Below are 25,954 nucleotides of genomic sequence, written 5' to 3'. Positions count from 1 at the left end.
TGAGCGATGGACGAATCCCCGCCCACCCCCGGCTCCGATGAACTCCCGCACCTCGGGACGTTCGCCAGGGTCGCCGAGCGGGGCAGCTTCACCGCCGCCGCGCTCGACCTCGGCATCACCCAGGCGGCCGTCAGCCAGCGGATCGCCCTCCTCGAACGAGGGCTGCGCGTCTCGCTGTTCGACCGCCGGGCCGGCAGGATCGCCCTGACCGAGGCGGGACACCGGCTCTATGACTACGCCCGCCGCATCCTCGACCTCCACGAGCAGGCCCGCAGGGACCTCGGCGGCCACCGGCCGCCCATCTCGGGCGACCTGCCGATCGCCGCAAGCTCGGTCCCCGGCGAGTGCTACCTGCCGGCCCTGCTGTCCTCCTTCCGGCAGGCGTATCCCCGGGTCCATGTCCGGGCCTCGGCGGGCGACAGCGGCTCGGTCGTCCGGGATGTCGTGGCGGGGCGGGCCACGCTCGGGCTCGTGGGCAAGGAGGCCGGGACGCCCGCCCTCGAATCCCGGCCCATCGGCACGGACCTCCTGGTGCTCATCGTGCCCCCGGGGCACGCCTGGGCCTCCCGGGAGGCGATCTCCCTCAAGGCGCTCGCCATCGAGCCGCTCGTCATCCGGGAGCCGGGATCGGGCTCCCGCCGCGCCCTGGAGGCGGGCCTGGAGCGGGCCGGTGCCTCGCTCGCCGGGATGAACGTCGCCCTCGAACTGGGCAGCAACTCGGCCATCCGGGATGCGGTCCGTCGCCGGCTCGGCGTGGCCTTCCTCTCCCGCTCGGCCGTGCAGCCGGACCTCGACTCGGGCGCGTTGCGGGCGGTCGGGGTCCGGGGCCTAGACCTCGCACGCCACCTCTACGTGATCCACCACGGCCGTCGGCCGCTCTCGCCGGCCGCCTCCGTCTTCCTGCACTTCCTCAAGGCCCACCCCCTCGATCCCGATCGGCGTTGAGCCCCCATTAGCGGGGCTTATGGCCCGCTTGCGGGCGATCACGAGAAGTTCGGTGGCCCCGCCCGGCGGGCATCGTCCATCATGGGCCTCGTCGTGCCGCCCCCCGCCCGGGGCGAGCAGTCGGAGCCCCGCCGGCGCCCGGGACGGATCGGGATGAAGACCAACATCCGGGAGGGCCTCGCCCTCGCAATCGCCGCCTCGATGCTCGTGGGCTCGCTCTACCTGAGCGTCGGGCTGGGCCTCAAGGCATGCCCGCTCTGCCTCTACGAGCGGACGTTCGTCATGGGCGTGGTGGGGGTGCTCGGCGTCGGGCTCGTGGCCAGGCCCCCCGTCCGGGCCGGGGCCCTGGGCCTGCTGGCCCTGCCGCTGGCGGTCGCCGGCCTGGGCCTGGCCGCCTTCCACGTCTACCTCGACCGCTCGGGGGTCCTCGACTGCCCGCCGGGGGTACTTGGGCTCGGGCACGCACCGGACCAGAGCCTCGCCGGATATCTCGTGCTGACCGGGGTGCTCGCCATCGGTGCCCTCTCCGAGCGGTCCGAGGCCGCCCGTCGTCCCTGGGCGGGGGGCGTCACCGCCGCCCTGCTCGGGGCGGCACTTGCCTTCGCCTCGGTCAAGAGTGCCCCGCCCTTACCGCCCCCGAGTCCGACCTTCGGCCCCTCGGGCGAGCGGATTCTCTCGGGCTGCGAACCGGCACCCCCGCCCGACTACCGGCCGGGCAGGTAAACCGTGGCTGCCTTCACGGCGGGGCCCGGACGACGATCCCCCGGCTGCCTGGGGCAAGTTCGAGATGATCGCCGAATACAAGTTGATCCTCGCTCCCTCGGCCCTGGCCCTCCTGTGGGTGGCCGAGGGCCTCGTGCCCTTCTACTCGCAATTCCGAGGTGGTTTCAGGGATCGGCTGCGGCATGACGGCAGGAACCTGTCCTTCGGGCTCGCCAATGCCGCCTTGGGCGCCGTGATCTTCGCCGGGCTGTTCCTGATGGCCGAGCGGTGGGCCGAGGCCCGGGGGCTCGGGCTGCTCCGGCGGCTCGCCTGGCCGTCCTGGGCCGAGACGCTGCTGGCCCTCGTGCTCCTCGACCTCTGGATGTACCTCTGGCACCGGGCCAATCACGCCGTCCCGCTGCTCTGGCGGTTCCACCGGATGCACCACAGCGATGCCGAGATGGACGCGACCACGGGCATCCGCTTCCACATGGGCGAGGTGCTCCTGTCGGCCCTGGCCCGCCTCGTCCTCCTGCCGATCATCGGGATGGCTCTCTGGCAGGTGGCCGCCTACGAGGCGTTCTTCGCCCCGATCGTCCTCTTCCACCACGCGAACGTGGGGCTGCCCCGGTGGGTCGACCGGGGGCTGATGGCCCTCGTCGTCACCCCGGCCATGCATCGGGTCCATCACAGCCGGTGGCGGCCGGAGACGGACTCCAACTACGGCTCGGTCCTCCCCTGGTGGGACCGGATGTTCCGCACCTTCCGGCCCCGGGACGATGCCCGGACGATCCGGCTCGGCCTCGACGAGTTCGACGCGCCGGAGTGGCAGGGCCTCCGGGGGATGCTGGAGACCCCGCTGGCGGCGGCACGCAGGGCGGGGACGGGACGCAACTCGGCGTTAGACACGGGCACGAAGGAACGACGGGCACGATCACCACGATCTCCCCTGGTGGACAATCGCCATGACCCAACAGGGCCGCAAGGAGCATTGGGAGCAGGTCTATTCGACCAGGGGCCAGACGGGGGTTAGCTGGTACCAGAGTGAACCCACCCGCTCGCTCGAACTCATCCGGTCCGTCGCTTCCGATGCACGAGGGCGGATCATCGACGTGGGAGGCGGGGCCTCGGTCTTGATCGATCGGCTCCTCGACCTCGGCTTCGAGACGGTCGCCGTGCTCGACATCTCCGGGACGGCCCTGGAGACGGCGAGGGCGCGTCTGGGGCGCCGTTCGGGGGCCGTCCGCTGGATCGAGGCCGACGTGACCGAGGCCGGGGACATCGGCACCTTCGACATCTGGCATGACCGGGCCGTGTTCCACTTCCTGACCGAGGCGGCGGATCGGGCGAGGTATGTCGAGTTGGCGCGTCGAACGGTCCCCGCCGGGGGGCATCTCATCGTCGCCACCTTCGCCGACGAGGGCCCGAGGCGGTGCAGCGACCTCGATGTCTGCCGCTACAACCCGGGGTCGCTGGCCTCGGAGTTCGGCAATGGCTTCTCGCTCGTCGGGGGTGCCGGGGAGACGCACACGACCCCCTGGGGCTTCCAGCAGGCGTTCACCTACGGGGTCTTCGTGCGGCGATGAGCAGAATCCTGGCCCTGGCCTACGGCGTGGCGAGCTATCTCGCCTTCCTCGCCTCGTTGTTGTACGCGGTCGGCTTCGTCGGCGATTTCCTCGTCCCGAGGTCGGTCGATGCGGGGGGGCCGAGGAGCCCGCTGGGCGTAGCGGTGCCCGTCGACCTCCTGCTGCTCGGCCTCTTCGCCGTCCCGCATAGCGTGATGGCCCGGCCGTGGTTCAAGCGGCGGTGGACCCGGTTCGTCCCGCCGTCGGTCGAGCGGAGCACCTATGTCCTCACGAGTAGCCTGCTGCTGGGCCTCCTCTTCTGGCAATGGCGGCCGATCCCGATCGTCGTCTGGCACGTCGACAATCCGGTCGGCCGATGGCTGATGGGTGCGATCTTCTGGGCCGGCTGGGCGCTGGTGCTCGTTTCTACCTTCCTGATCGACCACTTCGACCTGTTCGGGCTGCGTCAGGTCTACCTCCACGTCACCGGTCGGCCGTACACCCCGATCGCATTCAAGACGCCCGGCCCCTATCGCTACGTCCGTCACCCGCTCATGACGGGCTTCCTGCTGGCCTTCTGGGCGACCCCGGAGATGACCGTCGGGCACCTGCTGTTCGCCGGGTCGACGACCGCGTACATCCTCATCGCCCTGCGGTTCGAGGAGCGGGATTTGGCCGGGTTCCATGGGGAAAGCTATGAGGCATACCGGGAGCAGGCGGGCATGCTGCTGCCGTTCCCGAGGGCCCGCAAGCGGTCATAAGGGGGCAGGAAGCTGCTGCGGGCACCTGTTACGGCTCAGATCGGGTTCATCGGGTCGAAGTCCGGCAGGAGGTGCCTCCAGGCCAATCCCTTGACGATGTACGAGATCATGGGTTGGCTGACGCCGAAACTTGCTCCGAGCTTCGTCATCGAGACGCCCTCGGCGAACAGCCTGCGAACCTCCAGGACCTCGGCCTCCTTGAGCTTCGACCCCGCTTGCTCCCCGAACTTCCGCCTCCCATGCCGGATGGTGTCCGCGCCGTTGGCCTTCGGCGTGTCCCATCGCAGGTTGTCGATGTTGTTATTTGCGGGATTGCCGTCCCAGTGGCAGCAGAGCATGCCCGGAGGCTGGGGGCCGACGAACGCCTCCAGGACGAGGCGGTGGATGTAGTAGGGGCGTTTGATGCCATCACGGTGGAGGTTGACGGTGAGGTGCCCCCAGTGCTTCCTGATCGGCTTCAGCGGCCTCCAGGTCTCGGTCAACCGTGAGCGATTCCCGGCCTTCAACCAGCATGATTCAACCACGCCATCCCGACTGACACGGTAGCCCGGGAATCCTTCGATGAGTCGATATTGATTGTCCATGCCCCTATGTAGGGGGTACGGACCGATTTTCCGGGCGACTCGTTCGATTACCGGCTGCTGAAGAACGCCGGCTCGGCCGTCGCAGATCGGAGAAGGCAGGCGGTCAGCTTTCCGGCCCCCCCGCTGGTATCGAGTCGGATGCGGACGGCGTTGGCATCCGGCCTGCGTACCCGGACGTGCCCGCTGACCTGGACCTTGCCCGGATGCGGCAGGGGCGCCTCGGCCAGGCCCCGGTCGGCCCCCAGCCAGACCGGGTACTCCGGCTCCCAGAGCTTCTCGGTCGTCGTACCCGGGATCGGCCTCAGCAACGCCCGGTCCCATTGCCTGCCGTGGAGGGCATCGACCTGCTGCCCTGGGCTCGCCCCCAACTCGGGCGACAGGCCGCAATGCAGGAACAGGTGCCCCGGCGCCTCGACCACCCAGGGCAGCGAGCCCAGGAACCGGCGGTGGTCCTCGGGCATCGCCGAGCGGAGCGCCCCGAGGTCCTTGGTCCAGGCGGCTCCCCAGGCCATCGCCGCCCGACCGAGGTAGCCCTCGAACGTCTCGTGGCAGTCGTAATTGGTCCGGTACCGTTCGACCCAGTAGGGCGAGGGCGGGCCGTCGTCCAGCCGGGCGGCACGTACGAGCGCCAGGTCGTGGTTGCCCATCACCGCCGAGCCCCCCGGCGGTCGTCGGAGCAGTCCGAGGGCCAGGTCGATCGTCCCCCGAACGTCTGGCCCCCGGTCCACGAAGTCGCCCAGGAAGACCATGGCACAGCGGGGCCAGTCGTCGAGGCCCTCCAGCCTCCCGACCAGCCGCTCCAGTTCCCGCCGCTGGCCGTGCAGGTCGCCAACAGCGACGATCGGGTACCCCAGCGAAGCTGGCAACTCGGTCATCGCCCGCCGACCCTCATCCAGGCCACCGATTTGATCGAGGTGACCGGGATGCGGCGTTCGACGACGCCGGCATGATCCCGGACGCCCAGGTGATCCGCCCCGACCTCGGTGACCTCGTACCCGGCGGGGTGACCGCCCTCGAACACCGTGACCTCGTAGACGTTGCCCAGGTCCTTGACGCCGACGGCCTGACCGACCTCCAGGCCGGCGAAGAGGCCGGTGGGCCCCTCTTTCGGACGTGCCCCGAGGAGCGACAGGCAGGCGACGGCAAGCAGTGCCGCCCCGATCAGCTTCCGGTTCATACCCCACATCGCATCAATTTCTCCGGCCGAATCTGATCTCACGCACCGAGGACTATCCCGTCCTGGTGGCCCTCGACGTAGTGGGGCGCCTCGGCAGGGTACTGGTCCAGGCACCGCAACGCCTCTGTCTTGGTCACGGCGGCGTAGCCAAACCAGTTCGGCCCCGACCGATAGCGGACGAGGACGTGCCCGGCCCGCTTGATGCGTCTCCGGAGTTCGTCGCCCCGTACCACCTCCTGCCGATTGCGGGGGCCGGTGAACGGCAGGATCGTGGGCTCGTGACCCTGATCCGACTCGGCTATCGCCATGGGTCATTCTCCTCGGGGGTTGGTCGCAAAGAAGTCCCTGGCCTGGTACTGGGCCGAGTTGCCGACGACGACGACCGCCTCGCTCTCAGGGCCGATCCCAAGATAGCCGAGCACCTCGACCAGCATCGCCTCCCAACCCGGTGGGTTGCCCCAGAGCATGACCACCTGGCGGCCGCAGAGCGTGCCGGCCCTACCGAAGAGGTTCTCCCGTTTGGCTAACTGCCGGATTGTGTACCAGTCCCAGTTCTCACGCTTCGCCCCGGTCGGGGAATACTGGCACCGTTCATCAGGGGCGAAGATATCGCCGATCGTCACGACCTTCTGGTACATTTCCTCGGCTTCGGGGCCGAAGAACGCCTGGAGCATCCCAGCCGAGTTGGTCATCTGCTCGTGGCCGACGTACCCGGGCCGGACGAACCAGCGGTTGCCGCCCGGGTCGGGGTACTTGGTGTAGATGAATGCGAGCGATCCGACCTGGCCCTTGATCTCGTCCGGCCCTCGAACGATCATCCGGCTCTCGAAGACTTGGACCTGTTGCGGCGGCATCTCCGTCAAACCTCCCGATTCAACGTCCCGGCTCGTCGATTGGCCGCAGGACCTCGCCACCATCAAAGTCGAGTTGACACTTCCGCCCGCCGAACACGGCGTACGGTACGCAGGGAACGTCTGGCGTTGCCTCCCGCCGCTCATAGGCCAGGCCACGGGCGTCGAAGTAGACGGACAGGCGTCGGGACAGGACCAGAGCGACCTTCAGACCCCGCTCCACGGCAACTCGGCTGGCGAAGGCTTCCGCCGCCTCTAGCTCCAAGGCGTCGTCGGGCAATTCGACCCGCTGGTACGCACAGGCGGTCCACCGAAGGACGAGGTAGGGCCGGACCGGCTCGTCGGCCCACGCCAGCCATCCCTGGTAGTCCTCGGCAGCGAACTGGCGAACCTCGTTGGTGTCGATCTCCAGGGCCTCGGAGAGCTTCGCCAGCAGGTCAGGGGCGACATTGCCGCCGGCCTCGAAGGCTTGGATGCGATTGCTGCCCCGGCTGAGGTTCTTGTAACCGACCAACCGGGCCAGTTGCCCGGTGGTCAGGTTGCGCTCAAGCCGCCGATGCCGGAAGGAATCGCCCAGGTGGCTCATCGCTCATCCCTCGAATCCCGATGTCGGCTCATCGCCCGGTGCGACGGCGTTGGACGAACCGCTCGATGTGCTCCCTCTCCTCGGGCGTGACGGGCTCGTCGTCGGCCCCGCCCTCGTCCTGGTGGCGGGCGAAGAACGGGCAGCGATCGTTGGGGCAATACCCCCAGTCGTCGAGGTCCAGGTCGCACCGGGAGCACGTCGCCCCCCGGTAGAACTCGGCGCTGCACTGCCTGCATATCCCGTCCGGCCCCAGGACCCGCCGCTTGTCGCAATCGGGGCAGCGTCCCCTCTCCCCGCTCATGATCGCCTCCTACGGCTCGACTCACGGTGATCCGGGGTCCAGACTCTCTCGGGCGATCCTATGTAGAATCGACACCTTCTCGAACAACACGGCGAACAAGTAGTGGGGCATCAGTTCGGTGTACCCGCCCAGCAGGTCGGGGTGCCCCAGCAGGTCCGGAAGCTCCTCGAAGCGGTTGCAGGCCAGACCACCCAGGGCGTGGAGGAGGGCGTTGTTCAGGGCGTGCCGGAAGTACCCGTCGAGCCTCCCCAGCCGGCGCTCCCGGGCCTCGGGCGTGATGCCACGGGCGGTGCGGATGTGGCGGCGATAGGTCTCCGGGTCGAGCATCCTCCTGATCATGGCCGGGTCGGCGTCGGCCACCATCGGGGCCGTCAGGCAGAGGATGTCCATGAGCGGGGACCCGTCCACGGGGAGTTCCAGGACCCTGCGGCTGAAGCCGTGCAGGTCGCCCAGGATCGCCGCCAGCGGGTCGTCCGGAGACTCGTCCCCCAGGTACCAGAAGGCTTGGGCAGCGGCCACGTCCCAGTCCAGGTAGGGCGCGATTCGCCAGGCGATCCGGCCGCCCCGGGCCGAGTACGAGGCACTCGCCTCCTGGAACATGAATGGCTTGAAGGAGTCTCGATCCGGTGCGGGCACCTCGCCACTTTCCGGGCCGGCGGGGAGCGCCTCGACCAGCCTCGTCGACGCCCGCTGCCAGTCGATCATCTCGTGCGTGATCTCGGCGAGGAGCCCCGCGCCACCGCTGGCAGCCTGCACCGGGTTGATGCCGCCTGGCTGGTAGAACACCGGCAGGATCACGTCCCGGAACAGAAACAACTCGCCTCGAACTCGCTCGACCTCGGCTCCTAGGTCGATCTCCTGGTTCCCTGCCATCGGCGTCCCCCCATCGAAATCGAGCTTCAACAATCGGTCTTCCGGCGACCCCATCGCTGCCTGGCCACCTGCCCGGCCCCCGCTGGCGGATAGGGGCTCCAGGTCCAGACTCGCAGGATTCCCAGGACGATCTCCTCGTAACAGGCCACGCACAGCGTCAGCCGCTCCTCGACGTGCCTCTGGTCCGTCTCGGCCGTCCGATAGTCCAGCGGATCGCCACAGGCCAGGCAGATCGGGTCGGGGCTCGACTTGGCGGCCATCGGTGCCCATCCCCGCTCAAGACGCCCCGTGCTCGGGTTGCTCGTCACTGGCTGCCCCGTCCCAGGGACGCAACCTCGCTGTCTCCGGGTCGATGACGACCAGCGAATCGACGAACGACCGATCCGGGCGAAACCGCACCCGCCGCAGGCCAACCGCAAGGGCGTCCCGGAGCAGCCGCTCGACATCCTCCCGCTCGGGCGCCCCGAGGGTCGTGATCTCGACCTCCAACGTGTAGCGGTCCTCGGGCTCCAGCAGCGGGTCTCGGCGTGCGATCCCCTCGATGTCGACCTCGGCGTCCTCCCTGCGGTAGTACAGCCGGGCCCGTCGCCCGTCTCGGGTCCAGTTGGAGCCGGCCTCCCCTGCGTAGAGGCGGAAATCGTCCCGGAGTTGCTCGTCGCCGATGACATGGCGTGGGTGTCGCTTCGTACCAACCCGATGGGTCTCGAATCGTCCCTTGTAGACCTTCATGGAACGCCTCCGATGGTGCGTCGTCCGATGGAAGTGGGTCAGGCTCAGGCGACCCGGGCAGACCGACGCCGTTCGGCCTTCCGCCGGTAGTAGCGGGCCAGCTTGGCGACCGGCTGCCTGCGGGCCAGGACCCGGGTGTTCTCGGGGATCGGCTCGTCCAGGAACGCCCGGGTTGGCACCCGGACCTCGACATGCCAGGTGTACCGGCGGTCGTCGCCGACGACGGGCCGGACCACGTAGAGGTAGTCGAGGTCGCCGTAGAGGCGGCCCTCGTCCAGGAGCGGGTAGGTATCAACCTGGAGGCCCTTGGGATCGGCCGAGCAGAAGAGGCTGGCGGCGTACCCGGCCCGGCCCATCTTCCACGACTCGTCGTACTCCCGATCGGGCCAGGCCACGCCCTTGACCGGCGTCCGGCCCAGGTCGTGGGCCTTCAGGAGCATCGGGATGATCCACTCGGGGTCGCCGCCGCCGTGGGCGAAGACGTAGGTGCCCTTCTCGTTGGCGTCCTGGCCGTTGCCCTGGAACCAGACCATGGCACGGACCGACATGGGAAGCTCCTCGGGTTGCTGGTTGGGATTTGCGGTACCCGGACACGGGCGAGGCCGGGGATGGGTCGGTCTCGGTCGGCCGACGTTGACGGATCACGACACCAGGAGCCCGTCGGCGGCGGCGCCCTCGGCGAGGCCGGTCGCGTACCGGTGCTCGACGACCAGGGCGTCCCCGACGTAGGTGTGCTCGCTGCCCTTGGGGCAGTGCTCGGCGAGCCAGGCCCGGCCCAGGTCGCTGATGGGGTGGACCAGGACGAGCGTACCGTGGGACTCGACGAGAAGATCGGTCTCGTGCTCCAGGGGGGGCTCCTCCAGGTTGATGGCCTGATGATCTTTCTGGTCGGGAGGGTCCTTGGACGAGATAGGTGCGGGGTCGGCGAGGTCGGCACGACGACCCCGAGCGCCCGTCTACTGAACCCCGGCCTGCTCCAGCAGCGTGCGGTAGGCCGACTCGGGCCGCAGGCCGACCAACCGGCCCACCTCGTTACCACCCCGGAAGGAGACGACCGTCGGGACGGAGGAGATGCCCAGGCCGCCGGCCAGGTCCCGATTGGCACCGGCCTCGACCTTCAGCACTTTCGCCCGGCCCTCGTACTGGGTGGCCAGCCGGTCGAGGACCGGGGCCAGCGTCCGGCAGGGTGGGCAGTGCTCGCCGTACACGTCCAGCAGCACCGGCATGGGGGAGCCGAGCACCTCGGTTTCGTACTCGGATTGGCTGATCTCTCGGGTCATGGTCGTCGTCCTTTCGAGTCGATTGGCCTGGGTCTGAACCGTGGGACGCCGGGCATAACCCGGCGCTGAACGCCTTCAGTGAATGCGAGAGGCGCCCGCCCCGGTGGACAGCGACCTCCGGATCGCTCAGGGCGGGAGGGTTCGTGGACGGGTTCACCGCCGAGCGCCGGGGCCCCCCGTCCTGGGGTGCGGCTGCCGGGATCGGGCCGATGAGTTAAGATGGGGGTGCCCCATGCCGGGGCCGGCGGCGAGGGCGATCCAATGGGCGAGACGACCGAGGCGAACGACCTGCTGGGGCGGCTCCGCGCCGGCGACTGCGAGGCCCGCGCGGGCCTGATCCGGCTGGCCCAGCGGCGGTTCCTCGCCCTGGCCCGCCTCATGCTCCGGCGCTATCCCCACGTCCATCGCTGGGAGCAGACCGACGACCTGCTCCAGGCGGCCCTGGTGCGGTTGCACCGCAGCCTGGCCGAGGTCCGGCCCGAGTCGGTGCCGCATTTCGACCACCTGTCGGCGGCCCAGCTTCGTCGGGAGTTGATCGACCTGGCCCGTCGCTACCATGGACCCGAGGGGCTCGGGGCCAACCACCACACCGATGGCGCCGGCCCGGACGGGCGGCTGGCCGGGGTCGCCGACGGCACCGGCAGGCCGGAGTCGCTGGAAGGCTGGGCGGCCTTCCACGAGGCGGTCGTCCGGCTGCCCGAGGAGGAACGCCGGGTGGTGGACCTGCTCTGGTACCAGGGGAAGACCCACGCCCAGGCCGCCGAGGCGCTGGGGGTGGCCACCAAGACCGTCCAGCGGCGGTGGGCCTCGGCCCGGCTGCTGATCCGGGACGCCCTGGACGGGGAGCTTCCGGTGAGCGAATGACCCCTGTGCGGGTCGGCGACCTCATACCCGGTTCGTCGTCGATGAATGCCGGGGAGACGTGGGGAGGCGAGATGGGCGAGGGTGGGGAGAGGGACGAAGGACCACGGGTCGTCATCCGGCCCGAGGAGCGGCTGGGCGGCTCGGCGATGGAGCAGGCCCACGGCGGCGTGCGCGACCTGAAGCTGATCTACCCGGAGACCGGTTTCGACGCGATGACCCTCTGCCTGGGCGTCGTCGAGATCGACCCTGGCCATCACTCTCCGCTGCACCGACACCGTTGCGAGGAGGTGTATTACGTTGTGCGCGGCTCTGGCGAACTGGAGTCCGACGGGCGCCGCTGCCCGATCTCTCCCGGTTGTGCCGTGCTGAACCGCCCCGGCGTCCAGCACCGGGTCTTCAACACTGGGACGGGGGTGCTGCAATTGGTCGTCGTCGGCGGGGTCATGCTCGTGCCCCTGCTGCCCCGCTGGCCGTCGGCCTCGCCCTACGAGGTCTTCGAGGGCTCCTCGGCCGACGAGCATCCGCCGGCTGACTCCCCGCGCGGGGCCGGTTCCGACCCGACCGGAGGACCGACGGGACCGGCCCCGGGGGCGGCGGGGGGAGGCCGATGACGATACCGGACCGCAACGCCCTGCTCGACCGGATCGTCCGCTGGGAGGAGGCCAGGGCACGGGGCCAGGCCCCGACACCGGAGGAGTTCTGTGCCGATGCCCCGGGGCTCCTGGAGGCGTTCCGGCGGCAGGTCGAGAAGCTGGGGCAGGTCGCCTGGCTCGACGAGCCGATCGTGGACCCGACGACTTCCCCCGGCCCGGCGGCCGTGGTGACCACGGGCAGCGACCTGCCCCGGACGATGGCCGACCGCTATCGGCTCGACGCCCTGATTGGAGAGGGCGGCTTCGGGCGGGTGTTCCGGGGCTTCGACACCTGGCTGGAGCGGCCGGTGGCCGTGAAGGTCCCCCGGGTGGATCGGCCGGTCACCGGGGCCGAGGTGGACCAGTGCCGGGTCGAGGCCCGAAAGGTCGCCCGGCTGCGGCACCCGGGCATCGTGCCGGTCTACGACGTGGGCCGGGAGGGGCCGACCTGCTTCATCGTCAGCGAGTGGATCGACGGCGAAGACCTGGCGCGACGGCTCCGGATCGACCGCCCCTCGTATCGGGAGACGGCCCGGATCGTGGCCGAGGTCGCCGAGGCGTTGCACCACGCCCATGAGCGGGGCTTCATCCACCGGGACATCAAGCCGTCCAACATCCTGCTCGACGCCGCCTTTCGGGCCTACCTGACCGACTTCGGCATCGCCGTGGCCGAGGCATACCTGCTGGAAGACGTGGACGCCGCCGGGACGCTGCCCTACATGGCGCCGGAGCAGTTGGGCGGCGGGCTGGTCGATCGGCGGGCCGACCTTTACGCCCTCGGGGTCGTCCTCTATGAATTGCTGACCGGCCGGGGGCCGTTCCGGGACAGCGATCCCGTGGCGTTGCGGGAGCAGATCGTCGGCGGTGAACCGCCCCCGCCCCGGTCGATCGAGGCCGGCGTGCCGGAGGGGCTGGAGCGGGCCTGCCTGCGGTGCCTGGCGAAGGGCCCGGAGGACCGCTACCTGTCGGCGGATCGCCTGGCCGCCGACCTGCGAAACTTCCTCCTGGCCCTCAATTCAATCGGTGGCGGGTAGCCGAGGGGTCAGGGGCGAGCGGTCGAAGAGGTGCTCGGCTTCGCTGCTTCCCCCGCAAGATGGGGGTATCCTGGAAGACATCCGTCCTCATCAGACCTGCTGACTGCGGCAGCCTGGGCATGGTTGCCGCCCCCTTATCGTCCGTCTATCCCCGAGATGCGCTTGCTACGACTCAAAGAACTCGGGATGATCGGGCAGACGGGGGACAATACACGGACGACAAGGAATTGTGCTCGCATTTCTCCTGCACATTTTGATTTAGGTGGTGTATAGCCCGAGGTTTTCGGTGAGCGAACCGCTTGATGAAGGCATCCCTTGGAGGAGTTTCGAGGATGAAGTCTACAACGCCGTTCGTTCGGCGGTAACGAGGGGTTACTTCCCCTTCACTGCTGATGTCCAAGTCAGACGCAACGCCACTTACCATAGCCGTGCATCAGGTAACGCGATAAGAATCGAGGTTTCACTTGAGGCGTTTCGGCAGGGTTCAACCGATCCTTTCCTCATCTGGCTTTGGGAATGCAAACAAAAGAGCAAACGCGAAGTCGAGATCGGCACAGTGCATGAACTGCACAGTAAGATTCAGGGCATCGGCGTCGGTCGGGCCAAGGGCTCGATCGTAACAACCATCGGTTTCCAATCGGGGGCAGTCCGAGAAGCGGAGGCACTTGGCATCAGCTTATATCATTTGGATAAAGAGTTGGTCCCGATTACAAAGTACGCCCGGAGTGAGCCTGATGAGCTACGAGAAGTGATCTTCGCTGTTCAGTCATTCGACTTTGCAGGGCAGCACCACTCAAGGTCCCGGTTCGACGATATGGTAAGACACGGGTTGCGCTTAGCCATGTCGGAATACGAATAGCCCAGCCTAATCGCCGCATCGGTCCAGTTCGTGACCCTGAACTACGGCTCCTCGGGTGACTCCCCAGCGTTCAGAGATCGGTCGAGCAGCCAGGGGAGCCGCATGGCCCGGGGCACGGCGGATCGGAAACCGGGCCTCCCTCCGGGCCTCCAGCCAGTGCTCCTCCAGCCAGGCCACCTCCGCTTCCAGGGCCTCCGAACGCCCGTCGAAGGGGCCAAGCACCGGCCCCCCGACGGGTGACAGGTCGGCCAGCCAGCGCCCCTGGTCGTCCGGTTCGACGTGGCTGGCCCTGGTGATCTTCGGCTGCCCGAGGGCATCCAGGGCAATCTCCTCGCCGTAGATGCCCCGGACCGACCCGTCCCGCTCGATGATCAAATACACGATTACACCTCGCTGGGTTTGGACGGCCGGATGATGCGACGACGGGGACGATCGACCATCAGACCGTCCAGGGCCGACTGGACCCGGTTCAACTCGGTCGCCACCCGCTGCCGGAGGTCTCCGCTGTCCCGTAGGTCCTGGGCACCGATGCCCCGTACCGCCCGCTGGGCCTGGGCGACCAACTCGTCCAGTTGCTCGTTGCTCCGGACGTTCAGATTTCTGAACCGGTCGAAGAAGTCGCCCAGGTTGCCGATTGCCGAGTCCCGGAAGACCTTGGGCTTGCCATCCTCCCCGACGCCGCCGATCCGCTCGGTCAAGTGGGAGACCAGCTTGCCGAACTCCTCCAGGAAGGCCGACTCGGCAAGCTGGACGGCCTCGTCGAACCGGGCGGCGACCCGGGCACGTTCGGCCTCGTACAGGGCCGGGTTCAACTCCCGGAGGTAGTCCGGCGGCTCGACGCTGGGGAAGTCCCACGAAACATCGAACAGGCCGACCAGCGTCTCCGGATAGTCGCCGGGGTTGAACAGGCGCCCCAGGCGTTCGGCGGCGGCGACCTTCAACTCGCTGTAGTGCCGGTCGAGGTTGGCGACGGCATCGGCGAGTTCGGCCCGGTAGTCGGTCATCAGGAAGGAGAAATTAGCCACCTCGTCCTGCCGGATCAGCCGTACCCCCGGCTCGGGAAACGGCAGCGACATCGATTTCCAGGTCGAGGCGATCTTGCCCCGGATCGCCGTCACGGCCTTGAATGCGGAATGGCTGGTGTCGAGCAGCTTCTTGCCGGCCGAGAGGTACTGGCCCTCGGCCTCGAACGGCTGGGCGGCCTGGGCCCGCTGCTCCGGGGTCAGGGTCTTCCTCGTGCCCATCCAGGTGAAGGACACCCGCACCGCCGCCATGTTGGCCCGGAGGTTCTGGGCAGTAGACTGGTTGCTCCGGGCGTTGCTCCGGGGTACGTCGAGAAGGGCGTCCATCGGTAACCTCCGTGGTGTCAATCCAACTTTGCGTTCGTCGTTCGCCTGGCAGGGTTCCCGGACAAGTTCCGCCGGATCAGTTCATCGAGGGGTTGAAGTGCGACGGGTTGCCGGGCGGTAGCATCCCTCCCTGGTTGCGGACGTAGATTCCCGGCCGATCGGCCGCCAGGCAGCGCCCACTGGCCCAGTTGCGGAGCCGCTCGACCGACTCGCCCGCCGTCACAGAGACCGGGACCACGTTCCGGGCGGACTCGACCAGGGGTACGTCCAGGAGGGCCGACAGGCGGCATGCCGACTTGATCTCGGCCCCCGTCCAGCCCTCGTCGATCGGGCACGACTGGTCCGGGTTCAGGCCAAACTTGTTGATGTAGAGGTCCCAGATGCCGAGCCGTTCCATCTGGCCGGGGAGGTCGAGGAAGAACGTCCCGTCCCATCTTTCGGCCCGGCTGAACTCCGGGGGCAACTTGGAGATGTCATTGCTCGTGGCGACGACGAACACATCGGATTCGTGGTCGTTCAACCAACCGAGGAGGGTGCCGAACAGGCGGGCACCGACCCCGCTGTCGGTCTGGCCCGAGGATTGGACCCCGGCCAACGCCTTCTCGATCTCGTCGACGAAGAGGATCGCCGGGGCCATCGCATCAACGACCCGCAACGCCTGGCGTATGTTAGCCTCGGTCTGGCCTACAAGGCTTCCCATCAGGGCACCGACATCCATGACGAGGGTCGGGCGTCCCGTCTCATTCCCCAGCGCCTTCGCAAAAGCTGACTTCCCGGTGCCCGGCACGCCCAGGAGCAGGACGCCCCGAGGTCGTACCCCCGTACCACGACGGCCACCGGTCAGGGCCCTCTTCGTGAACGCCTTGAGTGCCTCCAGACCGCCCAGGTCGTCGAAGGTCTCGCCGCCCCGGTGCAAAGTCAGTAGCCCGGACTTCTTGAGCATCCCATTCTTGAGTTCCCAGAGGGTCTCCGGGACAACCTTGCCATGGCGTACCAGGGACAGCGAGAAGGCGTTCTCGGCCTCCATCCGGGTCAGGCCCGATGCCGCATCGAGCACCATGCACAGGTTGTCGCCCTCCGGCAGTTCCCCCGGCTCGGTGGCGATCCCCCGGGCGATCTGGTCCAGTTGGTCCCGGCCCGGCAGGTCGTGCTCGCCGACGGCGAAGAGGCGCTCAAGCTCGACCGGAATCTGCACCACGGGCGACAGGATCACGATGATCTTCCCGGCCTGCTTGCCCTGACTGATCGCCGAGTCGAGAGCCTGGACGATCTCGGCAGACCCCAGGAACCGATGAAAGTTGCGGAGTACCAGGATGGTCGTGCCGCCGGGAATACCCAGGGAGTTCAGCACCTTGACCGCCGACAGCGGGTCGGCGGCGGCGGGCGTAATGTCCGAATTGGGGACCTGACCGTTGATGCTCAAGCCCCGGTCGATATCCCAGGTCACGAGGTCCCAGCCGTTCTCCCGAGCGACCTGGGCGATCTCCAGGATGGCGTCGTCGTGCTCGTGGGACTGAATCCAGACCCCAGAGAAGGCGGCGCGGACGTACTCCGACAGGCGCTCGCCGAGCGTCATGACGTGCTCCAGATGCTCGAAGGTGTAAACAAAAGATGGGGAGAGGGCCGTAGGAGGGGGCCACGGCCCGGAGGTGATCAGTTCGACTGCCGGAGGTCCTGGCTGGCCTGCTGCTGGCCCTGGTAGAACTCGGCGGTCATCTGCTCGGCGGTTCGCTTCCCGAGGGCCTGCTCAACGTACTGGCTGGCGACCCGGCATTCGGCCCCGGCGAACCCCCTGGTCACGACCCTGGTCTCGCCCTTGGGGCCGACGGTGATCTCGATGACCTTGCTCACGAGACACCTCCGGCGACCTGGATCACCAGCTTGATGGACCCGTCGGGGAGGGGCTGCTCGTGGACGGAATGGCCCCGCTTGCGGGCCTCGATCTTGGCCTTCTCCAAGGCATACGCCTGCACGAAGGCGTCCAGGTGCCGCTGCTCGCCCCACTGGCCTTCGTAATTGTCGAAGTTGATCTGACCTGTAGCGAGGTCAGCGACGGCGTGGTAGTGCCAGCCGGGCAGATTCACGAGCAGGCCGGTGGCCTCGCCGCTGAAGAGTCGGACGGTACCGTGGACCGGCTCGTCGAGGCCCAGCCGCTTGCAGGCGGCCCTGACCGCCTCGGCGTCCCGCACCTCGGTCTTGATCGTGACGATGTGGCTCAATGTTGGTAGCCCCGGGTTGCTGGTGCTCGTCTTCCGCTGGGGGGCAGTGTCCGGATACGAGTTAACTCTCGGGGATGTCGTTCGAGATGGGGGCCGGGAGGAAGCGGATCGCATACGCTGCCGGCCTCAACCTCGACCGGGGAGCCTCGGGCCCATCCGTGCTCGGCCCCGATGGCTGGATCAGGTTGGGGAATTCCCCAATGCGCCATTGCCACCCGAAGCCGGCCAGGGGTTGCGTTTGCAACACCTGCCCCGCCGGGACCATCTCGCCGGACTGCCAGAGTCCTTGGTTCCTCGACGGCCGCATCGGTTCGATTCGTCCCCATCGGGGACCATCGAGCACGATCCCCGAAGGCGAGGCAGGCCCTATCGGGGATAGCCCCACGCCTCGAAGTTCCGCTCCCAGTCCCGGGCGATCCGCCGGCGCAGGGGCTCTGGCAGGCCCAGGTGCGAGTTCTTGAGGTAGCCGGCGATCGACCCGAGGTAGACCTCCAGCCGGGGCCGGGCGGCCTCGAAGCCGGGCAGGCCGAGGGCGTCGTAGATGGCGCCGACCTGGCCGATCGGATCGCGTTCGAGGTCCTCGTAGGCCACCTCGCACAGGTTCCCCGCCGGGATCAGGCCCCGCTGCTCGAAGTAAGCGTCGTACATCTCCCGGTAGATGCGGAGGATGCGACCCTCCTCGTCCTCGCCTCCCGGCGGCGCCTCCTGCAACCGCCAGTAGCGCATCGTAGTGGCGACCATGTGCCTGGTGGAGCGGAACACCTCGTAGGGGTCCCGGCGGATGTGGACGAACCGGGCGTCGGGGAATAGCCCCAGCAGCAGCCGGATGCGGGCGGTGTGCGGCGGCGACTTCAGGACCAGCGGCCTGCCGTGCCGGAGGGTCAGCTTCTTGAGGAACCGCAGCAGGGACGCCTTCCAGGCCGCCACCTCGTCCCCAGTGGCTTCCCGGAGCGTCAGGAAGCGGTCGTAGGAGGCGGCGTGCCGGGGGAACGCCCAGGCCAGGTAGGGCGAGCGGCCCGAGTCGTTGACCAGGGCGATCTCGTCCTCGTTGGGTACGCCGAAGTCCAGGGCGACGTGATCGTGGGGCCGCTGGCGCATCAGGAGGGGACGGCCGAGCCGGGGGACCAGGCCCTCGGTCGTGAGGAAGGTTCGGGGATAGAGCGTCTGGTAGAGGGTCGGGTAGGCGAACTGCGGGTCCCGGGCCAGCAGGTTGTGCAGGTGGGTCGTGCCCTGCCGCCAGTGGCCGAGGATGAACAGGGGTGGCTCGACCCGGGTGGCCTCGACCGCCCGGCCATGCACGGCGTTCTCCAGTCTGGCGATGGCCGAGTTAAACGGGACGACTGCCGACTGGAAGGCGGCCCGGGGCCAGTACGGGGGGCCGACGGCGAGGCGGTTCTGCCGCAGGGTCGTGGCCCAGGCTCCGGCGGTCATCCCCTGGAGGGGGCTGAAGAGGTGTCGGCTCAGGAAGTCTCGCATCGGGCCGTTCGCCCCTCGTCCTCCCGGTCTGGCGTCGGGGAGCCAGTCTACCGCAGGGTCCCTTGGTCCGGCATGTCGTAGATGCATTGGGGGGGGCGTCCATCGAATCGGGTAGATAGGCCGGAAAACCCTTCGTGGCTGGCTCGGCTCCTTGAATCCCTGGCTGGCTTGCAATATCACATGGATCGCAGGATGATCGACAAACGAGACGAGAACGCTTGCAAAGAAGCTCGCAACGACAGCAACCAGGTGATAATATACAATTTTCCTCATTAAATGTGTGTCGTCAGAACGAACAGACGAGGCGCGATAATTGGCCGCTCTATCGCGTCTGCGTCGGAATCTAACCTCAATGTCCCTCGGAAAAGCATTACTATCGGGAGAGGAGAACCATGTTTCACAGGCCAGTGCAGGCACCGGACCGCCATTTCAGCCGCTCTACCCTGTACGTGAAGATCGACTGGTCGAAATTATCCTCAGTAGTGTACGCATTCATGGATAGGATAACCGACTGGTACATCGGACCTGGTAGCAACCTTGCCTCCGACTGGCATAATGCGTTTTCAGTCATGGCGATCGACTGCTTGTTGATTGACATGCTCGCTCAGTTTGAGAAGGGAGCGGCCGAATCGAGTGCCTCGATGTATGTCGATTTCGTCAAGAGGAAATTGCCTGAGTTCGCGCCGAATCTTCCGGCTCCTATCAGGCGTCCCACTAGGCCGGACCTCGTGACCGGTGCGGACGTGCTATACTCCGGATTCCGATGTGGTATCGTTCATGAGGCCCACATCCCACCCTATGCAGCAATCAACCCCGAGCCTGGGATCGTCCGGTACGTTGCCGCTGGTCACGCTGTCTACGCCGACGGCACCGATTGTTCCTCCGTCTTTGTGGACCCTATCCGCCTATTCAGGAAGTTGGAAGGGGTTTATGAGAGCTACATCGCCCAATTGCTTGATCCCGATCCCTCAAACGAGAATCTGCGACTGATGTTCAAGCGAAAGTTTACATCAAATTATGGGATTGATGTCTCGGGGGCGGTTTGAAAGTGGTACGGCAAGCGGGGCCTTCCGTCCCGGCGAAGCAATGCAGGTGCGTGTCCGTCACGGGATATGGTGGTCGTCCTCCCCGGCCGTGAACCCGAGGAACTGCCCCCGGACCATCCGATCTTCCATTGCGCCTTCGACCTCCGGGAGAAGCCGCAGGTCTGGAGCATCCACAGCTTCCTGTCGGGGGCGGAACCCGGCCTCGGCGATGCCGTCGAGGCGCAATACCTGGGCATCTCGGACGAGGGTGGCCGGCTGATGGTGCTGATCTGCCACAACACCGACCTGGGCGACGGCTGGGAGCGGGTCGGCGTTGACGAGCGCTATACTCGGGAGATGTCGCTGAAGGCGTTCCCGATGGGCATCAACGCCATCGTCTACGCCCTGACCCGAGCGAACCAGGGGCGGGCTCCCGGGAACTGATCGGGTCCCGGGTGTGGCATGCTCCAGGCCCGGATCGGCCCGGCTGGGTAGGGGCACGCGAGGCCACCCCCGGCCCACTACGGTTTCGGCTGCCCCGGCTCCCCGAGCAGCCGGACGACCTGCTCCTCGACCTCTTCCGGGGCGCAATCCACCCGCAGGACGCCCCGCCGGTCCAGCACCAGCAGCCGGGGCAGGCCGTCGATCATCGAGCCCTCGGACCACAGGCGCCGCACCTCCTCGTCGTCCGGCACGAGGACCTGCGGCCAGGTCATCCCCAGCGACTCGATCGCCTCTTTCGCCTTCTCCGCATCCTTGTCGAAGCAAACGCCCACGATCTCGAACCCGCCGTCGTGGCGCTCGTGCAGGGCCTTGAGCCCCGGCATCTTCGCCATGCAGGGCGAGCACCACGAGGCCCAGCAGTCGATCAGGACCACCTTGCCCCTCAAGTCCTCGGAGCGGACCACCTCGCCGTCCATCGTCGTCAGGGCGAACTCGAAGGGTTCCCCGACCCGTGGCGGCGGCAGCACCTCGACCCCGGCGGCCTCGGCCCGCTCGAACGCCCGATCGGCCTCCATGAGCAGGGCCCCGGGGGTGACGATCTCGACGCCCAGGTAGGCGATCTCCTCCTCTGGCAGGACCTCCGGGTCCATGCGGAACCGCTGGAGCGAGACCCGCACGCCTCCTCGGGCACTGCCGCCGGTGCCACCGAGGGTCGGCTCCAGGAGGTAACGCCTCCGGTCCTCGTCGAAGGCGACCGCGCGGTATTCCGGCCTCGGCCCGGCGCCGGGATCGACCGGATGGGCCAGCGTGACTTGCAGGGAGCCGTCGGGCGAGTCCTCGGTGAGCAGGACGACCCCGCCGATCGTGCTGGTCAGCTTGTCCGTCGCCCCACCCGGGTCGTCGGGATGGATCGCCCAGGAGCCTCCCGGTGCGGTGGCGAACAGCGGCGTGACCGGGCGGGGGTCGGGGCTGACCCGCTTGAGGGTCTTGAGGAACGGCCCCCGCTGGTCGTCGTGGGTGAACTCGGTGGGACGCTCTCCGACGCCGTAACTGATCCTCAATTGGTCGCCGTCCAGTTCGTAGATGCCCGGGAAGGTGCCCCAGCCGGGCTCGGTGAGATCGATGGCCTTGGGGGTCACATCGGGGTCGAGCGTGTACCGGTAGACCGACTCGTGGACGGCACCGACCTTGAGCGCCTCCTCGTCCTGGGCTGTGACGATCCGATCGCCCGTGATGACCCAGGTCTCCTCCAGCCTCAGCGGCGGCTGAGGCTCGCCGTCGACGGCCCTGGGGATGACGATCTCCGTCGTCCAGGTCCCCAGGATCACCCGGCGATCTCCCTCGTCCCGGTCGGGCACCTCGACGGCCGGTACGGCCTTTTGCCCCTCCTGCTGCCCCTCGGGCCGATCCGCCAGGGCATGGTGCGTCAGCCATCCCGCCCCCGAGACGAGCCCGCCGATGAACAGCAGCCCCGTGGTGATCCCCTTGAGCCTCATCATGGTCATCGCCCTCAAGACCTCCTGCGTGAGCGTGGCGACCGCCGCCGAGACCGCCCCGGCCGGTGCCACCCTCCCCGTCACGATCTGCATCGCCGCCCGGACCGTGCCCTCGATCAGCGGGGCGGGGACGGCCAGGGCGTTCCGGGACGAGGCCAAGGCCCCCAGCCCAGCGGCGGGCGCCACCCCCCGGCGGCCCAGCCGATCCCGCAACAGGACCCGCGCACGGGCCAGCCGCCCCCGCACCGTGCCCTCCGTCACCCGGAGGTGCCCGGCCGCCGCCGCATAGCTCAGCCCCTCCAGATGGCAGAGCACCACCGGGGCCCTGAATCTCTCGGGCAGGCGGCCGATCTCCTCGTGGAGCACCGGGGCGAAATCGTGCCGGTTCCGCTCCTTGGCCTGGGCCTCGGGGACCATCTCGGCGGCCTTCTGTTCGTGCCGACGCCGCCGGGCGGCCCCGGCCCTGGCCTTCAGGGCGGTCCGATAGGCGACCCCGTAGAGCCAGTTGCCTAGCCGCTCCCGCCCGCCGATGCCGCCGGCCTTGCGGGCCAGCACCAGGAAGGTCGCCTGGCAGGCGTCCTCGGCGGCGTGCGGGTCGCCCAGCACGTCCCGGCAGACCCGGAGCACCATCGGCCCGTGGCGCCGGACGATCGCCTCGAAGGCGACCTCGGCGGCATCCCCATGCCGGGTGAGAAACCGCCCCAGGAGTTCGGCATCCGTCATCCCGACGACCGTCCCGACGCCGAAAAGCGCCTGGACCTGCCGGAGGACGCCCGCATCTCCGCTCGCCATCGCCTCGTCCCCCTGGATGCCCAATCCCGATGTACTGCCCGGAGGAGGGCCCGCCCTCACGGGTTTCCCGGGAGAATTTCCAAGCCTAAACTGCCGTGAGAGTTATGGTCCAGCCCGTCCCCGTAGTCCTGCCCGGAAGAAGCGAGCATGATGGCGGCTGGAGGGATCGGTCGGGGAAAAAGCGTATGAGATCGGGCACGACCGGGTAGTAGTCAGGTAAAGGCCCGGCAAGACCGAAGGGGCGGGGTGGTGAAAAAGGGCGTGACAAGCACGGCCATCCGAGACCTCGGCACCCTCTTCGACGTGGGGGCGGTCGGGGGGCTGTCGGACGGGCAACTGCTGGATCGCTTCGTGGAGCGGCACGAGGAGGCCGTCTTCGAGGCGATCGAGCGGCGCCACGGGCCGATGGTCTGGGGCGTCTGCCGCCGGGTGCTCCGGGATCACCACGACGCCCAGGATGCCTACCAGGCCACCTTCCTGGTCCTCGCCCGCAAGGCGGCGTCGATCGCCCACCGGGAGAAGCTCGGCAACTGGCTCTACGGCGTGGCATACCAGACGGCCATGAAGGCGAGGGCGACGAGGGCGAAGCGGCAGGCACGGGAGGTTCAGGTGCCGGACGTGCCGGAGCCCGAAATTCGGGAACAGAATCGGGACGACCTGCTTGCCCGGCTCGACCGGCAGTTGAGCCGCCTGCCCGAGAAGTACCGCATCCCGATCGTCCTCTGCGAGTTGGAGGGCAGGACCCACCGGGAGGCGGCCGAGCAACTCGGCGTGCCCGTCGGGACGGTCTCGGGGCGGCTGTCCAGGGCGAGGGCGATGCTGGCGAGGCAACTGTCCCGCCGGGGCGAGGCGATCTCGGGTGGGTCGCTGGCGGTGCTGCTGGCCGGGGAGGCGTCGGCCGGCATGCCGAACGCGCTCATCGGTTCCACGGCTCAGGCCGCAAGCCTGATTGCGGCGAGGCGGGCGATGATGGCGGGGATGGTCTCTGCCGAGATCGCCGCCCTGACGGAGGAGGTGATGAAGATGATGCTGCTGTCCAAGATCAAGATCGTCATGGTGGTCCTTCTCGTGAGCCTCGCTCTCGCTGTCGGGGGAACGGGCCTCGCCCACTGGGCACAGGCAACAGAGGCGGATACAGGCGGCGTCTCGCAGGGCGACCAAGCCGGCTCCAAGCAACCACAAGTTCACGAAACCCAAGCCGCCGGTAGGGACGATGCTGAGGAGCCGCCGGACTACCCCGATTACCCTGAAGAGGCGAAAGCCGCACTACCGGGGAGCAGGCAGAGCTTCTTCGGCGGCGGCCCAGACGAGCCCCGCTACATCCGGCAGGGCGATCTCTTCTTCGTGATCTCGCCCGTGGGGGATAGGTTCTCGATCTACGACGCCGCCACGAAGAAGGTCAGCACGATCCGGCTGCCCGGATCGAAGGAATCCCCCCTCAATGTGGCCCCCATCCTCTCCGATCGGCTCGTGTCGCTGATGCTCGAAGGGCCGGAGATCAACAGGCTCTACGTCTTCAGCCTCGACGATTGGGAGTGGCATCCTCAAGACCTGAAGGAGCCCGCCTCCGGGAGACTCGACCCGACGATGGGCCGCACGGTGGTCGCCTATACGCAAGACCGCTCCATCTATGCCTTCAGCAGCGATTCGAAGCAGTGGAGCATCCTCGAATTACCCGAAGGGCTTCGGATGGGTCCGGTTGTGATGACCCAGGGTGACGACGTACCCTCTGGTATGCCCGGTTTCGGGAGGGATCAAATCTCGCCGGTCGTGACCCCGGACTCTATCGTGGTCGAGTATGACGGCCACGTCCATGAATTCAGCGGCAAGACAGGCGAGTGGGAGCACTTCGATCTGCGAGCCCTGATTGATGCCGCTCTCGAATCCGCCGAGGATGGAGCGGAGTAAGGCGGCGAGTGATCCTCCCCGGGTCCGATGCCTTTCGGATCACCGCGCGGACAAGACCGGGCTGCTTCCCGGGGAGGGCCAGGTTAGACTCGCCAACGTCGTCTCGCACGACTCATCCCGACGAGGGTTTCGCCATGATCGCCCCGCTGCTGCTCGCCGCCGTCGCCCAGGTCGCCTCCCCCGGCCCCCTCTCCGGCACCGTCCAGGACGACCAGGGGCGTCCGGTCGCCGGGGCCACCGTGTTCGTCAGCACCGCCGCCCCCAGGCAGGGCGTCGGCGTCCTCTGACCGTCCTGCTACCCGGACTGCCGCAAGTCTGCGGTCAGCGACGGGCGGGGCAAGTTTGCCCTGGAGGACCTCGACCCCGACCTGAAGTTCCGCCTGCTGGTGGTGGCGCGCGGCTACGTCCCGGCCTCCACGCCCCTGCTGGTCCCCGAGGAGGGGCCGCACGAGATCGCCCTGGCTCCTCATGACCTCGACCGCCGGGACCCGGACCGGGTTCTGATGGGACGGGTGATGGACGGCGGCGGCAACCCGGTGGCTCGGGTGGTGATCGAGCCGATCGGCGTGGCCCGGGAGCAATACCACCGCTTCGGCGGCGTGGACGACCTGGGCATCGACCCGCTGGCGGTCTCCGAGGACGACGGCGCGTTCCGGCTCGGCGTCGGCGAGGCCGGCGAGCGGCTCTACCTGAGCGTCAAGGCCCCGTTCCTGGCCCCCGTACGGCTCGCGCCCCTGGCCGCCGGCCCGGAGGTCCACCCCATCCGGCTGGGCGTCGGCCTGACGGTCGTCGGCCGGGTGGTCAAGGACGGCAAGCCGCTGCCGGGCGTGGCGCTGGGGATGGTGCAGCAGGACCGCAATTCCGAGCGGTTCGTCGGCGAGTTCCAGTTCGCCGCCGACGAGGACGGCAAGTTCGGATTCGTCAACATCCCGCCGGACGAGGACTGGTACCTCTACGGCTTGATGGATAGCCTGAAGCCCCACGGGGCGATCCCGTTACGACCACTGAGAACCACTGCCCACGGGGAGTCCATCGACCTGGGCGACGTGGAGGTCGGCCCCGGCCATCGGGTCAGCGGCCGGGTCGTCCTGGCCGATGGCGGGCCGGTGCCGCCGGAGACCCGGGTGCTCCTCTCGCGCGACGACGCCTGGGACAGCCAGACTGCGGTCGTCGGGCCGGACGGGGGCTTCACCTTCGAGGGCGTCCCCGCCGAGCGCGTGGGGCTGTCTGCCCGGGTGCCCGGCTATCACCCGTCGCCGCGCAACGCCAGCCTCGACCTGCTGAACCAGGGCGGCTTGCTGGGGATGGTCGAGGGCGACACCGACGGCCTGCGGTTCCTGCTCGAACCCGGCCCGCCGCCGGAGCGGGACTCCGGAGGGTTCACCCAGGAGGACTATCAGGAGTATCAACGCCGGAGGGACAGCCCGCTGCGGGGCGCCCCGGAGGAGACGCCCTGAGCTTCGGCGAACGGGCTTGCGGCGAGGGCAACCTAGACATAGCAT

General features: G+C 68.2%; 33 protein-coding genes. 14 read left to right on the top strand and 19 right to left on the bottom strand.

The features are described from left to right. Positions 1-6: 6 nt before the first annotated feature. From ElP_RS26810 to mddA, 5 genes are all read left to right on the top strand, one after another. The gene (locus tag ElP_RS26810) at positions 7-945 is read left to right on the top strand and encodes a LysR family transcriptional regulator (protein WP_145275497.1); all 939 of its coding nucleotides are present in this window, start codon (positions 7-9) and stop codon (positions 943-945) included. Positions 946-1,098: 153 nt separating this feature from the next. After that, positions 1,099-1,668, top strand: a complete 570-nt coding sequence (locus ElP_RS26805) for a disulfide bond formation protein B (RefSeq protein ID WP_197446399.1) — start codon at positions 1,099-1,101, stop codon at positions 1,666-1,668. 64 nt (positions 1,669-1,732) lie between these two features. Further along, on the top strand, positions 1,733-2,680 hold the full coding sequence (locus ElP_RS26800) for a sterol desaturase family protein (RefSeq protein WP_145275493.1): 948 nt from the start codon (positions 1,733-1,735) through the stop codon (positions 2,678-2,680). Further along, positions 2,613-3,233: a class I SAM-dependent methyltransferase gene (locus ElP_RS26795; RefSeq protein WP_145275491.1), complete on the top strand. Its 621-nt coding sequence runs from the start codon at positions 2,613-2,615 to the stop codon at positions 3,231-3,233. The genes ElP_RS26800 and ElP_RS26795 overlap by 68 nt, the downstream gene beginning before the upstream one ends. Beyond that, positions 3,230-3,973 carry a methanethiol S-methyltransferase gene (gene mddA, locus ElP_RS26790; protein WP_145275489.1) on the top strand — a complete coding sequence of 248 codons (744 nt, stop codon included), beginning with the start codon at positions 3,230-3,232 and terminating at the stop codon, positions 3,971-3,973. Before ElP_RS26795 ends, mddA begins: the two co-directional genes overlap by 4 nt. A gap of 35 nt (positions 3,974-4,008) precedes the next feature. Here mddA and ElP_RS26785 read toward each other — a convergent pair whose 3' ends face one another. The 12 genes from ElP_RS26785 to ElP_RS26730 all read right to left on the bottom strand — a co-directional run bounded on the left by ElP_RS26785 (position 4,009) and on the right by ElP_RS26730 (position 10,354). Further along, positions 4,009-4,455, bottom strand: coding sequence for an HNH endonuclease (locus tag ElP_RS26785; RefSeq protein WP_197446398.1), 447 nt, complete (start codon positions 4,453-4,455; stop codon positions 4,009-4,011). Positions 4,456-4,604: 149 nt separating this feature from the next. Next, positions 4,605-5,432 (bottom strand): metallophosphoesterase, encoded by an 828-nt coding sequence (locus tag ElP_RS26780; RefSeq protein ID WP_145275485.1) that lies wholly within the window; start codon positions 5,430-5,432, stop codon positions 4,605-4,607. Further along, a complete protein-coding gene (locus ElP_RS26775; protein WP_145275483.1) occupies positions 5,429-5,734 on the bottom strand; it encodes a hypothetical protein in 306 nt (101 codons plus the stop codon). The genes ElP_RS26780 and ElP_RS26775 overlap by 4 nt, the downstream gene beginning before the upstream one ends. A 38-nt stretch (positions 5,735-5,772) precedes the next feature. Then, positions 5,773-6,042 carry a hypothetical protein gene (locus ElP_RS26770; RefSeq protein ID WP_145275482.1) on the bottom strand — a complete coding sequence of 90 codons (270 nt, stop codon included), beginning with the start codon at positions 6,040-6,042 and terminating at the stop codon, positions 5,773-5,775. A 3-nt stretch (positions 6,043-6,045) separates the two neighbouring features. Next, entirely contained in the window at positions 6,046-6,588 is a 543-nt protein-coding gene (locus tag ElP_RS26765; protein ID WP_145275480.1) for a hypothetical protein, read from the bottom strand. 19 nt (positions 6,589-6,607) lie between these two features. Further along, a complete protein-coding gene (locus tag ElP_RS26760; protein WP_145275478.1) occupies positions 6,608-7,171 on the bottom strand; it encodes a helix-turn-helix domain-containing protein in 564 nt (187 codons plus the stop codon). A 28-nt stretch (positions 7,172-7,199) separates the two neighbouring features. Continuing rightward, a complete protein-coding gene (locus tag ElP_RS26755) occupies positions 7,200-7,472 on the bottom strand; it encodes a hypothetical protein (RefSeq protein WP_145275476.1) in 273 nt (90 codons plus the stop codon). A 21-nt stretch (positions 7,473-7,493) separates the two neighbouring features. After that, entirely contained in the window at positions 7,494-8,345 is an 852-nt protein-coding gene (locus ElP_RS26750) for a hypothetical protein (protein WP_145275474.1), read from the bottom strand. Positions 8,346-8,371: 26 nt separating this feature from the next. Next, positions 8,372-8,605: a hypothetical protein gene (locus ElP_RS26745; protein ID WP_145275472.1), complete on the bottom strand. Its 234-nt coding sequence runs from the start codon at positions 8,603-8,605 to the stop codon at positions 8,372-8,374. 16 nt (positions 8,606-8,621) lie between these two features. Further along, positions 8,622-9,074: a hypothetical protein gene (locus tag ElP_RS26740; RefSeq protein WP_145275470.1), complete on the bottom strand. Its 453-nt coding sequence runs from the start codon at positions 9,072-9,074 to the stop codon at positions 8,622-8,624. 44 nt (positions 9,075-9,118) lie between these two features. Further along, positions 9,119-9,622, bottom strand: a complete 504-nt coding sequence (locus ElP_RS26735; protein WP_145275468.1) for a hypothetical protein — start codon at positions 9,620-9,622, stop codon at positions 9,119-9,121. A 408-nt stretch (positions 9,623-10,030) separates the two neighbouring features. Next, the gene (locus tag ElP_RS26730; RefSeq protein WP_145275466.1) at positions 10,031-10,354 is read right to left on the bottom strand and encodes a thioredoxin family protein; all 324 of its coding nucleotides are present in this window, start codon (positions 10,352-10,354) and stop codon (positions 10,031-10,033) included. 261 nt (positions 10,355-10,615) lie between these two features. Here ElP_RS26730 and ElP_RS26725 point away from each other — a divergent pair, with 261 nt between their 5' ends. From ElP_RS26725 to ElP_RS26710, 4 genes are all read left to right on the top strand, one after another. Continuing rightward, positions 10,616-11,218: an RNA polymerase sigma factor gene (locus ElP_RS26725; RefSeq protein WP_145275464.1), complete on the top strand. Its 603-nt coding sequence runs from the start codon at positions 10,616-10,618 to the stop codon at positions 11,216-11,218. Positions 11,219-11,289: 71 nt separating this feature from the next. Beyond that, positions 11,290-11,829, top strand: a complete 540-nt coding sequence (locus ElP_RS26720; RefSeq protein WP_145275462.1) for a cupin domain-containing protein — start codon at positions 11,290-11,292, stop codon at positions 11,827-11,829. Next, positions 11,826-12,884: a serine/threonine-protein kinase gene (locus ElP_RS26715; RefSeq protein ID WP_145275460.1), complete on the top strand. Its 1,059-nt coding sequence runs from the start codon at positions 11,826-11,828 to the stop codon at positions 12,882-12,884. Before ElP_RS26720 ends, ElP_RS26715 begins: the two co-directional genes overlap by 4 nt. A gap of 286 nt (positions 12,885-13,170) precedes the next feature. Next, positions 13,171-13,743 carry a hypothetical protein gene (locus ElP_RS26710; RefSeq protein ID WP_145275458.1) on the top strand — a complete coding sequence of 191 codons (573 nt, stop codon included), beginning with the start codon at positions 13,171-13,173 and terminating at the stop codon, positions 13,741-13,743. A 6-nt stretch (positions 13,744-13,749) separates the two neighbouring features. Here ElP_RS26710 and ElP_RS38725 read toward each other — a convergent pair whose 3' ends face one another. From ElP_RS38725 to ElP_RS26680, 6 genes are all read right to left on the bottom strand, one after another. After that, the gene (locus ElP_RS38725; protein ID WP_197446397.1) at positions 13,750-14,124 is read right to left on the bottom strand and encodes a hypothetical protein; all 375 of its coding nucleotides are present in this window, start codon (positions 14,122-14,124) and stop codon (positions 13,750-13,752) included. 2 nt (positions 14,125-14,126) lie between these two features. Next, positions 14,127-15,092 (bottom strand): hypothetical protein, encoded by a 966-nt coding sequence (locus tag ElP_RS26700; RefSeq protein WP_145275456.1) that lies wholly within the window; start codon positions 15,090-15,092, stop codon positions 14,127-14,129. A 76-nt stretch (positions 15,093-15,168) separates the two neighbouring features. After that, positions 15,169-16,668, bottom strand: coding sequence for an AAA family ATPase (locus tag ElP_RS26695; protein WP_145275454.1), 1,500 nt, complete (start codon positions 16,666-16,668; stop codon positions 15,169-15,171). A 77-nt stretch (positions 16,669-16,745) separates the two neighbouring features. Further along, positions 16,746-16,943, bottom strand: coding sequence for a DUF2997 domain-containing protein (locus ElP_RS26690; RefSeq protein ID WP_145275452.1), 198 nt, complete (start codon positions 16,941-16,943; stop codon positions 16,746-16,748). After that, a complete protein-coding gene (locus ElP_RS26685; protein ID WP_145275450.1) occupies positions 16,940-17,311 on the bottom strand; it encodes a DUF1257 domain-containing protein in 372 nt (123 codons plus the stop codon). The genes ElP_RS26690 and ElP_RS26685 overlap by 4 nt, the downstream gene beginning before the upstream one ends. Before the next feature lie 366 nt (positions 17,312-17,677). Further along, entirely contained in the window at positions 17,678-18,787 is a 1,110-nt protein-coding gene (locus tag ElP_RS26680; protein WP_145275448.1) for a sulfotransferase family protein, read from the bottom strand. 392 nt (positions 18,788-19,179) lie between these two features. On the opposite strand from ElP_RS26680, the gene ElP_RS26675 reads away from it, so the two are divergent. Together ElP_RS26675 and ElP_RS26670 are read left to right on the top strand one after the other, a co-directional pair. Continuing rightward, complete coding sequence (locus tag ElP_RS26675; RefSeq protein WP_145275446.1) at positions 19,180-19,833, top strand: hypothetical protein; 654 nt, start codon at positions 19,180-19,182, stop codon at positions 19,831-19,833. 66 nt (positions 19,834-19,899) lie between these two features. Then, the gene (locus ElP_RS26670) at positions 19,900-20,256 is read left to right on the top strand and encodes a DUF4159 domain-containing protein (protein ID WP_145275444.1); all 357 of its coding nucleotides are present in this window, start codon (positions 19,900-19,902) and stop codon (positions 20,254-20,256) included. A 77-nt stretch (positions 20,257-20,333) separates the two neighbouring features. Here the strand turns inward: ElP_RS26670 and ElP_RS26665 are convergent, their stop codons facing one another. Next, complete coding sequence (locus tag ElP_RS26665; RefSeq protein WP_145275442.1) at positions 20,334-22,544, bottom strand: sigma-70 family RNA polymerase sigma factor; 2,211 nt, start codon at positions 22,542-22,544, stop codon at positions 20,334-20,336. Between the two features lie 249 nt (positions 22,545-22,793). Between ElP_RS26665 and ElP_RS26660 the strand changes: the two genes are divergently transcribed. The 3 genes from ElP_RS26660 (at position 22,794) to ElP_RS26655 (ending at position 25,909) form a co-directional block, all read left to right on the top strand. After that, positions 22,794-24,452 carry an RNA polymerase sigma factor gene (locus ElP_RS26660; protein WP_231749273.1) on the top strand — a complete coding sequence of 553 codons (1,659 nt, stop codon included), beginning with the start codon at positions 22,794-22,796 and terminating at the stop codon, positions 24,450-24,452. A 134-nt stretch (positions 24,453-24,586) separates the two neighbouring features. After that, positions 24,587-24,739: a hypothetical protein gene (locus tag ElP_RS38720; RefSeq protein ID WP_197446396.1), complete on the top strand. Its 153-nt coding sequence runs from the start codon at positions 24,587-24,589 to the stop codon at positions 24,737-24,739. Between the two features lie 99 nt (positions 24,740-24,838). After that, complete coding sequence (locus ElP_RS26655; protein WP_145275441.1) at positions 24,839-25,909, top strand: carboxypeptidase-like regulatory domain-containing protein; 1,071 nt, start codon at positions 24,839-24,841, stop codon at positions 25,907-25,909. The last annotated feature ends 45 nt before the right edge of the window (positions 25,910-25,954 follow it).

Origin of the sequence: Tautonia plasticadhaerens, assembly GCF_007752535.1 — a bacterium.
GTDB classification, from domain to species: domain Bacteria; phylum Planctomycetota; class Planctomycetia; order Isosphaerales; family Isosphaeraceae; genus Tautonia; species Tautonia plasticadhaerens.
The sequence above is the reverse complement of the archived record's forward strand: the minus strand, read 5'-3'. Positions and strand labels throughout refer to the sequence as shown.